10 protein-coding genes and 1 pseudogene are annotated in these 13,914 nt (G+C 61.7%); 7 read left to right on the top strand and 4 right to left on the bottom strand.

Annotation, left to right across the window (positions count from 1 at the left end; genetic code table 11):
- Positions 1–240: 240 nt before the first annotated feature.
- Both XF30_RS23310 and XF30_RS23305 read right to left on the bottom strand, forming a co-directional pair.
- Positions 241–1,137: an alpha/beta fold hydrolase gene (locus tag XF30_RS23310; RefSeq protein ID WP_036022786.1), complete on the bottom strand. Its 897-nt coding sequence runs from the start codon at positions 1,135–1,137 to the stop codon at positions 241–243.
- Positions 1,138–1,263: 126 nt separating this feature from the next.
- A complete protein-coding gene (locus XF30_RS23305) occupies positions 1,264–2,352 on the bottom strand; it encodes an alpha/beta fold hydrolase (protein WP_109143961.1) in 1,089 nt (362 codons plus the stop codon).
- 245 nt (positions 2,353–2,597) lie between these two features.
- Here XF30_RS23305 and XF30_RS23300 point away from each other — a divergent pair, with 245 nt between their 5' ends.
- From XF30_RS23300 to XF30_RS23280, 5 genes and pseudogenes are all read left to right on the top strand, one after another.
- The gene (locus XF30_RS23300) at positions 2,598–3,341 is read left to right on the top strand and encodes a hypothetical protein (protein WP_109143960.1); all 744 of its coding nucleotides are present in this window, start codon (positions 2,598–2,600) and stop codon (positions 3,339–3,341) included.
- A gap of 305 nt (positions 3,342–3,646) precedes the next feature.
- Entirely contained in the window at positions 3,647–6,391 is a 2,745-nt protein-coding gene (locus XF30_RS23295) for an ATP-binding protein (RefSeq protein ID WP_225125637.1), read from the top strand.
- Between the two features lie 173 nt (positions 6,392–6,564).
- Positions 6,565–7,877: pseudogene (locus tag XF30_RS23290) on the top strand (epoxide hydrolase family protein).
- 111 nt (positions 7,878–7,988) lie between these two features.
- Positions 7,989–9,491: an enoyl-CoA hydratase-related protein gene (locus XF30_RS40195; protein ID WP_109143959.1), complete on the top strand. Its 1,503-nt coding sequence runs from the start codon at positions 7,989–7,991 to the stop codon at positions 9,489–9,491.
- Positions 9,492–9,566: 75 nt separating this feature from the next.
- Positions 9,567–10,145: a cupin domain-containing protein gene (locus XF30_RS23280; protein WP_244609010.1), complete on the top strand. Its 579-nt coding sequence runs from the start codon at positions 9,567–9,569 to the stop codon at positions 10,143–10,145.
- A gap of 157 nt (positions 10,146–10,302) precedes the next feature.
- On the opposite strand, the gene XF30_RS23275 is transcribed toward XF30_RS23280, so the two are convergent.
- Positions 10,303–11,055, bottom strand: a complete 753-nt coding sequence (locus tag XF30_RS23275) for a hypothetical protein (RefSeq protein ID WP_050991661.1) — start codon at positions 11,053–11,055, stop codon at positions 10,303–10,305.
- 584 nt (positions 11,056–11,639) lie between these two features.
- Here XF30_RS23275 and XF30_RS39460 point away from each other — a divergent pair.
- Both XF30_RS39460 and copM read left to right on the top strand, forming a co-directional pair.
- Complete coding sequence (locus tag XF30_RS39460) at positions 11,640–12,161, top strand: hypothetical protein (RefSeq protein WP_244609009.1); 522 nt, start codon at positions 11,640–11,642, stop codon at positions 12,159–12,161.
- Between the two features lie 29 nt (positions 12,162–12,190).
- On the top strand, positions 12,191–12,892 hold the full coding sequence (copM, locus tag XF30_RS39455) for a CopM family metallochaperone (protein ID WP_244609008.1): 702 nt from the start codon (positions 12,191–12,193) through the stop codon (positions 12,890–12,892).
- Positions 12,893–13,071: 179 nt separating this feature from the next.
- Here the strand turns inward: copM and XF30_RS23265 are convergent, their stop codons facing one another.
- Positions 13,072–13,806 (bottom strand): DUF3750 domain-containing protein, encoded by a 735-nt coding sequence (locus XF30_RS23265; RefSeq protein WP_109143958.1) that lies wholly within the window; start codon positions 13,804–13,806, stop codon positions 13,072–13,074.
- Between the last annotated feature and the right edge of the window lie 108 nt (positions 13,807–13,914).

The following is a 13,914-nucleotide window of genomic DNA, read 5'->3' as shown; positions in this document are numbered from 1 at the left end:
ACCCGGTGTTCGGCGGCCTCGAGGTCGGCATCGGCTTCTCCGGGACCTGCACGGAAGACAGCGGCGAGCTCGAAGGCATCGCGCTCGCGGGAAAGCGGAGCCTGCGGCTGAGGGCGTCGCTCAAGCTGATGCGAAGAGCGTAGGGCGCCGATCGTTCTGTCGCGTCTGCTCCGGAGGCGACAATCAAGTCGCGCATCTGGATGTCCGCATTGGGCCATAGGCGCCATTAACCAACCACACCTAGCAATTAGCAAGAAAGCGCCGAACCAGTTCGGCGACCTTATCGGTCGCCTCGTCCAACGCGAAATGACCTGCTTCAAGCAGGTGGACCTCCGCGTCAGGCACATCGTCGACGTACGCAGTTGCCCCCGCCACGGTGAACGAAGGATCGTACTTTCCCCAGACCACTAGCATCGGTGGCTGAACTTCGCGAAGCCATTTCTGCCAGCGCGGATAGGATGCGACGTTGCTGCGATAGTCCAGGAACAATTTCGCCTGAATATCCGCCTGACCCGGACGGGAGAGAAACGCGTGCTCGTCGGTCCAGCTATCCGGATCATACCGCTCGGGATGCGGGCTGGTCCCGACATGCCGCAGCCGGGTTGCCTCCAGCGAGGTGAAATTGGCCTTGAGGTTATCGAGTTCGCCGGCCGGATCGGCCCAGTACCTGCGGCGGGCGTCCCACAGCGAACTCAAACCCTGCTCATGCGACACCGCGTTCTGGACAACGATGCTGCGCACCCGTTCGGGATGAGCGAGCGCTAGGCGGAAGCCGACGGGCCCGCCATAGTCCTGAACGAACAGGACATACTTGGCGAGGCCGAGCTTCGTCACAAACGTGTCCATGATCTGCGCGAGCCGGTCGAACGTATAGGTGAAATCGGATGTCGGCGGCGCGCTGCTGTGACCGAAGCCGGGATAATCAGGCGCAATCAGGTGATATCGATCGGCAAGGAGCGGCAGCAACGGCTCCCACATCCGCGATGAGGATGGAAAGCCGTGCAGCAGCAGCACGGTCGGCGCATCGACCGACCCTGCCTCCCTGTAGAAGATCTCGAGGCCTTCGATCTCGATGCTGCGATAGGCGATCGACTGTCGTGTCGAACGCAGATCGCGATTTGTTGCCCGCACGCTCATACCGATCTCCTAACCATAGAGAAACGGCGGGCTGAATTGGATCAGCATGAGCAACGCGATGAGGGCGAGTGCCGCCAGAACACTTGTCTTGCGCATGGTCACATTCTCCTCGTTCGCTCGACGGGATCAGGCTTCGCCATCGACATCGATGATCGCCCCTGCGAATGCGCGCGGCGCCTCCTGGGGCAGATTGTGCCCAATGCCGCCCGAGATGGTCCGATGCTCGTACTTGCCAGAGAATTTTTTGGCGTAGGCGGCCGGCTCCGGGTGCGGCGCGCCGTTGGCGTCGCCTTCCATGGTGATTGTAGGCACGGCGATGGCAGGACCCTGCGCGAGTTTCGCTTCGATGTCCTCGTATCTAGCCTCGCCATCGGCAAGCGCCTGCCGCCAGCGGTAATTGTGAATGACAATCGCGACATGATCCGGATTGTCGAAGGCGCTCGCGCTGCGCTCGAAAGTGGCATCGTCGAAATTCCACTTCGGCGACGCCAGCTGCCAGATCAGCCTGGAGAATTCCCGGCGATACTTGTCATAGCCGAGCTGGCCGCGCTCGGTGGCGAAATAGAACTGGTACCACCATTGCAGTTCCGCTTTCGGCGGCAGCGGCATCTTGCCGGCCTGCTGGCTGCCGATCAGATACCCGCTCACAGATACCATCGCCTTGCAGCGTTCCGGCCACAGCGCCGCCATGATGTTGGCGGTCCGCGCGCCCCAGTCGAAGCCGGCGACAACAGCCTTCTCAATCCTAAGCGCATCGAGTAAAGCGATCATGTCTAGCGCAATCGCCGAAGGCTGACCGTTGCGAAAGGATGTCGGGGAGAGAAACCGCGTCGATCCGTAGCCGCGAAGATACGGGATGATCACGCGATAGCCGGAGCCGGCGAGCAGCGGCGCGACATCGACGAAGCTGTAGATGTCATAGGGCCAGCCGTGCAGCAGCAGGACCGCGGGTCCATTTGTCGGGCCGGTCTCCACATAGCCGACATTGAGCAGGCCAGCATCGATCTGCTTGAGGGCAGAGAAAGCCGTATTCGTGCCCGGCTTGATCGCTGGTAGGCTGCCCGATTTCGTCCGGTTGAGATCCGCATCGGCTGCGGCGGTCAGGTTGGTAAGGCCAGCCTGCGAGGTGCCGGCCAGAGCAAATTGAGCCGTGGCGAGCGTCATCGCGGCGGTGCCGAAGAAGTTGCGGCGCTGAACGTCGATCTTGTCTGACATGGTAATTTTCCTGTCGTTGGCCCGTCCAGCTTTCGGTCGAGCTTGGTTGCGAGCTCACTGTGCAACGACACGGCGATTTCCGCCCGTTAACTGATGTTATTTGGCGCGAAACGGCGCCATTCCGGCGGTTCGCATGCCGGTCCAGCCTTCCGCGGGCGGCCATTAACATCGCTTTACATCTATGAACTCGCGCCGCGCGCGTAGGCGGCGGCACCATGGCCAGGTTGAAACGGGGAGAATTAGACATGATTCCGCTCCTGGCCGAAGCGATCGAAGCTCATGGTGGCGAAAGCCGCTGGCGGGCGCACGGCCGTCTCAGCGCATCGTTCGTCATCACGGGCGAACTCTGGGACCTGAAATGCGTGCACCAGAGTGGCCTTCCAAGGACGGTGCATGTCGATCTGCACCGGCAATGGGCGTCTGTCGACGATATCGGCAAACCTGGACAACGGAGTGACTTCACCCCCGACCGCGTCGCGATCCTGTCCGGCGGCAGCAGGACAATCGCCGAGCGCAGGAACCCGCGCGCATCGTTCGATGGCCACGACATGCGTACCGCCTGGGATCTACTGCACCGGGCCTATTTCGGCGGCTACGCGCTCTGGACTTGCCTGACCGTGCCATTCCTGCTCACGATGCGCGGCTTCACGCTGCGCGAGATCGAACCATGGCGCGAAGGCGCGGAAATCTGGCGCGGATTGCGGGCCGTGTTTCCGGAGAGGCTAGCCAGCCACAGCCTCGAGCAGGACTTCTATTTCGGACCCGACATGCTGATCAGGCGCCACGACTATCACGTGCAGATCGCCGGCAGTTTTCCTGCCGCCCAATACTTCTCCGAGCCGGTCGTGATCGACGGCATCACGATTCCGACCAGGCAGCGCGCCTATCTGCGCGACCGTGATTTGAAGCCGATCCCGGAAGATCTGATGGTCGGCATAGATCTATCTGTGGTTCGTTTCAGCCCGGCCGAGTCGAATGCCGGATCGTGACCCTATATTGGGCGCATCTCCCATGACCTAACTGTGTATTGATTTGAAGCTCCGCCCGCGACATGCTTCCTCATTGGCCTCGACCGCAGTACTGCTAATTTTCCCGGAATAGTTGTGAAATGCGCGAAATAAACGGCAACGAAGCAACGCGCGCGCCGCGGATTGCATCGCGACGATTGTCGAAGTAGCGGGCGATGCCTTCCAGCCTCCCAGCAAAGCACAGAGGCGCACAGCCATCTCGCGCGAGCGAGCCTGATTCCCTGGGCGTAAGATTCGGCCGGTTTTGTCTTTACGAAAAATCCCGATTGCTCGAAAAAGATCAGGGTCCCGTCAAGATCGGTAGCCGCGCGCTCGACATTCTGTGCCTGCTGGTTGGTCGTGCGGGAGACATTATTCACAAGGACGAGTTGTTGGCGCACGCCTGGCCGAACCTGACGGTGGACGAGGCCAGTCTCCGCGTCCACATCGCAGAGATCCGAAGGGTGCTCGGCGACGGCAAGGACGGTGCGCGCTTCATCACCAACGTACCCAATCGGGGATACTGCTTCGTTGCGACCATCGAACAGCGCCAGCCGGCGCAGGATGCCCCGAAGCCGGCGGCAATGGTCTCGGGCGAACCGTCGTTTCCGCTGCTGCTGACCCGCACGATCGGACGGGAAGATGTGGTTCAGCGCCTCTCGGAGCGATTACTCGCCGAGCAGTTCATTACGCTGCGGGGACCTGGCGGCATCGGGAAGACGACGGTTGCGCTTGCGGTTGCCCACGCATTGTCGGGCCGCGCGCAGGAAGTGCGCTTCGTCGATCTTGGGCCCCTGAAGGAAGGCGAGCTTGTTCCAAGCACCGTCGCTTCGGCGCTCAATCTGGTCGTGCAAACCGCGGACCCGACCTCAAGTATCGTGCAATTCCTGGGCGGCCGGCGCGTCGTGCTCATTCTCGACAGCTGCGAGCACGTCATCGAACATGCCGCACGGCTCGCCGAAGCCATCTATCTGCAGGCGCCTGGCACCAGCATTCTTGCCACCAGCCGAGAATCCTTGCTGGTTCAGGGAGAGCAGATCGTCGAGTTGCCGCCGCTCGCAACCCCCCCCGCGGACCAGGCGCTCACATCGGAGGAGATGCTGGCCTATCCGGCGGTCCGGCTCTTTACGGAACGAGCGACGGCGGCCGGATACAGCGTGGAGATGAGTCCCGACAATATGCGGCTCCTCGCCGGCATCTGCGAGAAACTCGACGGCATCGCGCTCGCCATCGAGCTCGCGGCCGTTCGCCTCGGCGCGCACGGCCTGCGCGAGATCGATGCGCTGCTGGACGGTCGGCTGAAACTGGAATGGCGGGGGCGTCGTACGGCACCGCCGCGCCACCAGACGCTGAGCGCAATGCTGGACTGGAGCTACAATCTCATCACCGACGCCGAACGGCTGGCGCTTCGGCGGCTTGCCGTGTTCGCCGGGGCGTTCACCCTGGAAGCTGCAATAGCGGTTGCCGGAGCTGAGCCCGACGACGAGCAGGTCATCGACATGATCGGGCAACTCGTCGCCAAGTCCCTGCTGTCAGCCAGGCCAATCAAATCGTCGATGCGGTATCGGTTGCTTGACACCACCCGGACCTACGCGCTGAAAAGGCTCAGCGAAAGCGGCGAGGCCAATACCATCGCGCGACGGCACGCGGAATACGTGATGAGCGCGCTGGTCCGTAGCGGGTCGAACGGAAATGCCCTAGGCCTGCCGGCGCGCTCCGAACTGCTCGGCGACGTGCGTGCCGCGCTGTCATGGGCCTATTCGGATGAAGGTGCGGCAGAATTGCGCGTTCCCTTGAGCGGCGCTAGTGCTCCGCTGCTCGTCGAACTGAACCTGCTCAACGAGTGCAGCCGGGTGGCGCAACGCGCCCTCGGAGCGCTCGACGACACCAACCGCGGCGGAATCTGGGAAATCGAACTGCAATCGGCGCTCGGTCACGCAGCCATGTTCACAGAGCGCAACAGCGAGCAGGCCGAGGCCGCGCTGCTACGAGGGCTCTCCGTCGCAAGGAAATTGTCGGATCGACCCAACCAATTCCGGCTGCTGTCGCGCCTCAACATGTTCTACCGGCGAACCGGCGAATGCGACCGCCTGGTACCGTCCGCGGAGGCAGCCGAGGAAGTGGCACGCGAGATCGGCGATCCCGCAGGACTTGCCGGAGCAAGCGTCCTGCTCGGCGTTTCCCATCATTTGGCCGGCAATCAGATCCTTGCGCAGCATCACCTCGAAAAGGCCATGCAAAACGACATCGCGCTGCGCGTTGCCGGTCCCAGCCACTTCGCCTTTGCGCGCACGCCACGCATTCCGCTGGCGCGAACATTGTGGTTGCGGGGATTTCCTGATCAAGCGGTGGAACTCGCCCGTGCGGTCACCAATGATGCCGCGCCAAAAGACGTTGTGATGTACAGCATCGCGCTGTGCTGGGCTGCATCAGTATTTGGCTGGGTCGGCGATTGGGCGAGCGTGGAAAAATTGACCGCGCGCCTGAGCGAACACGCCTTGATGCACGGCTTCGTTCCGTATCAGGCCGTGGCCGACGGATTCCGTGGTCAGGTGATGGTAGCCCGCGGCGACGTGAAGGACGGCGTCGATCTTCTCCACGACGTGCTGCCCCGCCTGCACGCCGACCGCTACGAACTCTACGCATCCGGGTTCAGCGCCGACCTAGCGCAAGGGCTAGGCCGGCTAGGGCGGGTTGAGGAAGCGCTTGAAGCGCTCGACAACTCGATGTCCCGTACATCCGCCGGCGGTGAGATTTTTGATATGCCGGAGTTGCTCCGGCTTCGCGGCAAGCTGAAGGCCCAGGGCGGCGACGAAGACGGCGCGAGGCAGAGCCTCAAATCATCCATTGAACTCGCCGAGACGCAAGGCGCGTTGTCCTGGCGGCTGCGCTCCGAGATTACGCTGGTCGTGCTTTCCGGCAAACAGGGCAAGAAATCCGCGCTGACGGCTTTAGCCCAGACGTTGGCTCGCTTCAGTGAGGGGCTTGAGACAGCCGATTTGCAGTCGGCTCGCGGCCTGCTCCAGTCATGATCATTCTCGGTGGGCGACGCTTCGCGTTATCGCGAGGCAAGCAAGCGGCCCAGCGGAGCATAACGCGCTTTTACATCACCTAACGAGCAATCTCCCAGGTTCTGCGCAAGTGTGGCGGCGTCACGAACCGCCTGGCCGGCCATATCGACGGCCCGCAAACCAAGGAGATTAAAATGATCGCGCAGTCCACTTCCGAAACGATCGACCAGGATCGCCGCCAACTGCTGGGTACCGCCGCCATGGGCATCGTCGCCGCGGGAGCCGTCAGCCTTCTGCCGTTGCAGCCCGCCTCGGGCAAGACCGCTGGCGAAATCCGCCCCTTCCACGTCCATGTTCCCGAGGCCACTTTGATCGACCTTCGTCACCGCCTCGGCGCGACGCGGTGGCCGGAGAAGGAGACCGTGACTGACGACAGTCAGGGCGTGCAGCTCGCGACCGTCAAGAAGCTGGTCCAGTACTGGCAGACGGACTACGACTGGCGCAAGGTGGAAGCACGGCTCAATGCACTGCCGCAATTCATCACCGAGATTGACGGGATTGACATCCACTTCATTCACGTTCGGTCCCGGCACGACAATGCGCTGCCGCTGATCGTAACGCATGGCTGGCCCGGCTCGATCATCGAACAGCTGAAGATCGTTGATCGCCTGGTCAATCCCCTTGCCCACGGGCGGCAGCGTCGGATGCTTTTGACGTGGTGATCCCGTCGATCCCCGGCTACGGGTTTTCCGGCAAGCCCGAGACCACCGGCTGGGATCCGCAGCGCATCGCGCGCGCCTGGATCGTGTTGATGAAGCGGCTCGGCTACATGCGGTTCGTCGCGCAAGGCGGCGACTGGGGCAACGCCATCACCGAACAGATGGCGCTTCTCGGCGCACCCGAACTTGTTGGCATCCACACCAACATGCCTGCAACTGTTCCTGACGACGTTGCGGCTTCGCTCCAGGCCGGTGGGAAGCAGCCGTCAGGTCTCTCCGGCGAAGAGCAGAACGCGTGGAACCAGCTGGACTTCTTCTACAAACACGGCCTCGGCTACGCTATCGAAATGGCCAACCGGCCGCAGACGCTGTACGGCATCACGGATTCGCCGGTCGGCCTCGCAGCATGGATCCTCGACCACGATACACGCAGCCATCAGCTTATTGCCCGAGTCTTCGGCGGCGAGACCGCCGGGCTCACGCGGGACGACATCCTCGACAACATAACGCTGTACTGGGTGACGAACACGGCAATGTCATCGGCGCGACTTTATTGGGAGAACAAGCTTCAGTTCTTCCAGCCGAAGAATGTCACTATTCCGGTCGCAGTGAGCGTGTTCCCGGACGAGATCTACGCCGCCCCACGGAGTTGGACGGAACGTGCCTATCCCAAGCTGATCCATTTCAACCGGCTTGATCGCGGCGGACACTTCGCCGCCTGGGAGCAGCCCGAGCTGTTCAGCGCGGAGATGCGCGCCTCGTTCCGCTCTTTGCGTCAATCGTCCTGAAAAATGGAGGCGCGCGAGGATACTGCGCGCCCCCATCAGCACCTGACGCCCCTTGCCACTCAAACCAAACACGGCGTGTTCACCTGATGGCGCCGACAATGGGAGTTTCCAATGAGAATCCTGATGGTCATGACTTCGCACGATCAACTCGGTAACACCGGCCGCAAGACCGGTTTCTGGCTCGAGGAATTTGCGGCGCCCTACTTCACCTTCCTTGATGCCGGCGCGGACATCACCGTAGCTTCGCCCCGGGGCGGTCAGCCGCCGCTCGATCCCGTCAGCGATACGCCGGAAGGTCAGACCGACCTGACCAGGCGATTCAAGCAGGATCCCGCAGCGCAGGCGGTTCTTGCCAATACGCGCAAGCTGTCGCAGATGAAGCCCGCAGACTTTGATGCGGTATTCTATCCGGGTGGTCACGGCCCTATGTGGGACCTCGCCGAGGATCCGGATTCCGTCGCGCTGATCGAAGCCTTCTACAACGCCGGCAAGCCGGTGGCGGCCGTCTGCCATGCGCCGGGCGTGCTCCGGCACGTCACATACAACGGCGAGCCGATCGTGAAGGGCAAGCGCGTGGCCGGATTCACCAACAGTGAGGAAGAAGCGGTTGGGTTGACGAAGGTCGTGCCGTTCCTTGTCGAAGACGAATTGAGGCGGCTGGGCGGGCTATTTGAAAAGGCGCCGGACTGGCAGAGCTTTGTCATCACCGACGGAAGGCTCGTCACCGGCCAGAATCCAGCCTCGTCAAAGGCCGGCGCCGAGGCGCTGCTCAAGCTCCTGAAGCCTGCAGCCACCCGCGGCATCAGGCTGCAACGCCGCACGCCATCTTATTGGCGCGTCACCTTCGACCTTCCGCCGCTGAATATCTTTGGGCCCGAGAACATTCCGCAGCTCAACGAAATCATCACGGCGATCGAGACCGACCCGCAGGTCAAGGTGGTCGTGTTCGACAGCGCGGTCGAGGGCTTCTTCCTGACGCACTACAATTTCTTCGCCCCACTGGAGGAGTCGACGAAGATTCCGCCGGGGGCCACCGGACTGCAGGCGCTACCTGACCTGCTGGTCCGTCTGAGTCGCGCGCCGGTCGCGTCAATCGCCATGGTCCGTGGCCGCGCCACCGGCGTTGGCAGCGAACTGGCGCTGGCAAGCGACATGCGCTTTGCGAGCCGCGAAAATGCGATCCTGTCGCAATGGGAAGTCGGCGCTGGCCTCGTGCCGGGCGGCGGCCCAATGGCGCGGCTCCCGCGCTTGATCGGCCGGGGTCGTGCCCTTGAGGTGCTGCTAGGCGCCGATGACATCAGCGGGGATCTTGCGGAACGCTACGGTTACGTCAATCGATCGCTGACGGACGCAGAACTCGACGGCTTCGTTGACGCCCTGGCCAGACGAATCGCCTCCTTCGACAAGCAAGCGATCGCCGAGACAAAGCGGCTGGTCAACGTCGCGAGCCTGCCGTCGGATGCGGACATCGCGCCCGAATGGGACGCTTTCCTCGCGTCGGTCCAGCGTCCGGCCAGCCAGAGCCGAATCAAGATCCTGCTCGATCGTGGCTTCCATCGGCCGGGCGATGTTGAGAACCGGCTCGGATATCACGTCGGCCGGCTGAACAACTAACCATCCGGAGAATCCGCGACAAGGGGCTGCCCCGAGGCGGCCCCCTCTCAGGTCTTCGCTAGCAGAGGAGAGGTTATGATCCTCGAGCATCAATTGGATGAGGATACATTCCGAGCGATTCTGCCGGAAGAAATTACGTGGGAGCCGTTCCCGGCGTTTCCAGCGGGCGCACGTCTAGCTGTTATGGTTGGTCACCCCGCCGAACCGGGGCCGTACCTAATTTGGGTTAAAGTACCGCGCGGAACGAAGCTTATGCCGCACAAGCATCCGGAGGACCGGATCTACACGGTCATATCCGGGGTCTTCTATATCGGCCTTGGAGAAGCCTTCGATGACGACAAGCTCAAGGCCTATCCACCTGGGAGCGTCATTGTCCTCCCGGGCGAGACCTGGCATTTCCACTGGGCGAAATCAGGTGAGTACGTCACGCAGGTCTCGGCGCTCAGTCCGCTCGGCCTCGAGTATCACGACTCGCGAGATGATTCGCGCGGCAGTGCGGGGGCCGCAATCGGAAGCGAGAGGAGCAATGGTCGTCTCTGCGACCACAGCAACTCCGCTTCGGGTGAATTCGCCTATCACATCGATCAGCAGTTCCGTCATACTGCAGTCATCGATCCGCGACGACTGTTCGTCAGCAGGGAACGGATTGAATGAGCGGGTTGTCGCATGACCGCAACGGGTCACAAGCTGCGGTCCGACCGCTCTGCTCGTCCGGTCCGGTTTCTCTCCGAGAGCAGCCGTCGCGGCAGTTCATGGGCAGTTCGGCTGAGGGCCAATGACCTGACATTCGATGCAAAAGCGCTTCGGTCGCTCACGGCGGCGGAAAGGCTCCTGCTATTGGCCCGACGACGTCGCGGCCAGCTGCCGGTCGATGGGATCGAACGAAAATGAAACGAGATGCTACGGGTATATCCGCTTCGGAGCGACCATCCTGGCCGATGAGTATCAATCCGGCGCCGCCATTTGCCACATTCAGAATGATCGGCTCGCCGCTCCATGTCTTGATCGGGTCCATTCCGATGATGAGAAATTCGCCGATAGGCTGGTCGAAATATTGAAGACGCAATTGCGGGCCGACTTCGGCCGCAGCGAGTTCGAGGCCGAACTGCTGGGCGCGTGCGTAAACGTTAGCCAAAGTCACGGTATCGGACGTGAATCCAAGCTGCGCAGGCGATAGATCGAGAAGCTCCACATATGTCTTCCGAGAGCTAACGGTGAACGTCGGCCTAGCAAGGATTTCAGCGGCTTGACCACCGACATTGCAGCCCTTGCTATCGAGTTCGTTGCGCAAGGCAAGAGAGTCGGCGAAGGTACCTATTGTGATCGTTTTCCATGTCGCAACGTCGCGCGCGGACTTAATAGGCTGTTGCGACGCCGGAGCCGAGCGCGTCTTGAGCTTCAGCTTGTTTTGCAACACGTCGCGCGCCGCGCATTGAGCGGACGCGGCGCTCGCAAAGGAAATGACGCAGGCCGCCGAGAGTATGGAAGCCAAAAGGTAGAGGAAAGGTCGGCTTGCCTGGTTATGACCTGCCGCGCGCCGGGCTCGGCTTGTGAAAATACACATGGCAAATGACTTTTCTGAAAACGTTTGGACCGAAAAAGCCCAATTCCGGCAGCGGACGCTGCGCCGACGCGATGCCCTTCTCTTATCCGGCTTCTTCCAACCGTACTCCGTTTAACTAAGACAGCATGTGAACCAGCTCACAGCCTCCTTCGACGCGTGCTTACGCGCTTACATCACCGGCGCCGAACTTGTGATCAACGGCGGCTACCTGCCGCAATAGCCCGCTGCCACGGCGGTACGCGCGCTCAGCATTGCACGGCATACAGCGCGCGTCCGCCGTGATGCAGCTCGATTGAAAAAAGAGTAGGGAGCACGCTTGGCAACGTCTAAACTATCACAAGAGCCATCGCCCTGACATCATGCTCTGGCGTTCTCGTCTCCTACCGCCCGCCTCAATCACGCTTTAGTCACCTCACCACCTGAGGAGCAGAAATTGAACCATCCCGCGCCGCCTCGCTCCTCTGGTTGCCTGCTGGCCCTGATCATCCTCACATCGGTGGCGGCCCCCGGTGCCGGCGCACGCACATGTCAAATGGTTTGCGCCCTATATTGTCGGAGCGCCACCACAGTCGATCGGGGCCACGTTGACCAATGTATGGTTCTGGACCGGCATTGCGCTCGTGCTGGCATTCTTCCTCGCGTCACGAGCCATCGAGAAGTCGAGCGCCGGCGAGACGATCCTGCTGGCTATGGATCGCATCACCGACCCTCTCTGGATGCGCCTCGACGACTTCGTGCGCGTCGTCATCGCCGCCTTCTTCGTGGCGATCTTCGCCGTCGGCGGCGTCTACCTGACGCCAGATCTCAAAACGCCGGCCGAATGGGTGTCCTGGACCCAGCTCCTGATCGCCGGGTTGATCTTCTCTCGCAAGACGCAGCCACTTGCGGCTCTCGGGATCATCGCCTTGTGGCTACTCGCGCTGCGCGACTATGATGTCTTCCATTTGCTGGACTACCTGGCGCTTGGAGTCGGTGTCGCCGCCTATCTGGTGTTGGAGGCTTCATCCAATCCGGAATGGCGCAACCATCGCTTCGAGGCGCTGCGCTGGGGCGTCGCCATCGCGCTGATGTGGTCGAGCCTCGAAAAGTTTGCCTATCCCGACTAGTCTACCCGCTCGTGCAGGAAAAGCCCTTCTTGACCTTCGGCATGCCGCGCGACGTATTTATTCCGATGGCAGGCGTCGCCGAATTCACGATGGGATTCGGCTTGATCTGGACGCCGCTTGTCCGCCGGCTGTCGGTCATCGCTCTTTTCATCATCTTCAACGCAGCCGTCTATCCGTTCGGGCGAACCGACCTGATCGGACACGCGCTCATCATGGCGGTCGTCGTTGCCATTGCTGCCGATCATAGTCGTGAGGTTCATTTCCTGCCCGCACTCAAGCGAAGGCTTGCCGGCGTCCCGACCGGACTTGCGGCGGCGCTAGTCATTTTCACAACGGGTTACTGGGGACTGCACATTGCGATTTATGGCCTCGAAGGAGACATCGGAACGCTGGCTGGAGAGCGGCTGACCCATACGCCGAACCCCGAACATCCGCATGGCATGCACGGCGCTGCGGCGATAGGGTTGACGGCTCCGGATGCCTACCGCGCCGCCATGGACCGCATGCACGGTCCGATGATGCGAGGCATCACCAACGCTGATCCCGATGCAGCCTTCGTGCTCGGCATGATCCCTCACCATCAAGGCGCAGTCGACATGGCCGAGATCGTCCTCAAGTTCGGCAAGGATTCTCGAAACCAGCACTTTGCTCGCGAGATCATCGACACCCAAAGGCGAGAGATCGGCGAGATGCGCGCATGGCTCAGTCAGAAGAACATTCCGCAACCGTGAGGAAGGGCGATGAGCGCGACAGACTCCGTCGTCCTGATTGGTCCCGCTTGAGCGCAGCAGATGCTCGGCAGGAACAAACATCACGTCAGTAAGCAGCCAGCTCTTCTATCGATCCAAGCTCTTACGAAAGGACTGAGCAGTCCACAAACGGTGCGGCCAACCCAGCAGTTCGCTCTCTATCACGACAGGCCGGGGGTTACCCCAAGCCGACCGAGGCCAGGTAGCTTGAGCGCCGGGCGTCGGATGTCGATGCCGAGAACGGCGCCGAAGAAATTGATCTCCAGACCTTCGACCCAGCCGAGCGAGAAGCCGATGTATCCGGCAAGCGAGGCGTAGATGCCCGTGCCGGACGCCGTTACGCCGAACCATTTGCCGGTGTACGGGAAGTCCTTGCCGATCGCGGTCGGCGGCAGGACGGCCCGGAGCTCAGGGACGGAATCGAGTGCGGCCTGCACAAAGGTGTTCGAATTGGGCCCAGGCCAGACGCTGTAATCTCCATAGGATCGAAACCTGTAGTTTTCGACCACATGCCTGATCTTCGGGATCAGCGCCTCCGCACGCTCGCCATCGACGGCCACGACGATTTCAGGCACAGCGCCGAACCATCGCCCGTCCGGAGCGAAGCCGTTGGTGCGGATCGGCTCGCCCCAGGCCGTGTAGTCGTACCTTGTGTAGGTCGGCGCATCTTTCTCTTTGACGACGATCCAGGTGTGAATCGCGAAGATGCCGCGCCATCTCACCGTTCTTGCTCCGAACACCCGGATGACGGCCTCACGGTGGTCAGCCGCGGCGGTCAATAGACCCGCGCTGGAGCGGTCGGCCGTCTGCCAGCTCTGGCGGCCATCATCCAGCCAAAAATATCTCGCCGCCGATGCGGCAAGCGGTGCGAAGACGAGGAACAGAAAGATGAGCAATGGCTTTTTCAAGGGAGTGGTACGGCGGGGATCTTCGGCAAACATATAGTTCGCATCGATGTCGACGCCATAGCCGCTCCCGGTCGCCGAACGAGCCTGTCACCTCGG

It is taken from the genome of Bradyrhizobium sp. SUTN9-2 (genome assembly GCF_003122645.1).
GTDB lineage: Bacteria > Pseudomonadota > Alphaproteobacteria > Rhizobiales > Xanthobacteraceae > Bradyrhizobium > Bradyrhizobium yuanmingense.
Note: the sequence above shows the minus strand (reverse complement) of the source record. Positions and strands in the feature narration are given on the sequence as shown.

What these genes read in the sequence shown, in the direction of transcription:
- XF30_RS23280 (WP_244609010.1), top strand. Translation starts at nt 9,567, where the DNA reads ATGATCCTCGAGCATCAATTGGATGAGGATACATTCCGAGCGATTCTG.
- XF30_RS23275 (WP_050991661.1), bottom strand. Translation starts at nt 11,055, where the DNA reads ATGTGTATTTTCACAAGCCGAGCCCGGCGCGCGGCAGGTCATAACCAG.
- XF30_RS40195 (WP_109143959.1), top strand. Translation starts at nt 7,989, where the DNA reads ATGAGAATCCTGATGGTCATGACTTCGCACGATCAACTCGGTAACACC.
- XF30_RS23300 (WP_109143960.1), top strand. Translation starts at nt 2,598, where the DNA reads ATGATTCCGCTCCTGGCCGAAGCGATCGAAGCTCATGGTGGCGAAAGC.
- XF30_RS23310 (WP_036022786.1), bottom strand. Translation starts at nt 1,137, where the DNA reads ATGAGCGTGCGGGCAACAAATCGCGATCTGCGTTCGACACGACAGTCG.
- XF30_RS23305 (WP_109143961.1), bottom strand. Translation starts at nt 2,352, where the DNA reads ATGTCAGACAAGATCGACGTTCAGCGCCGCAACTTCTTCGGCACCGCC.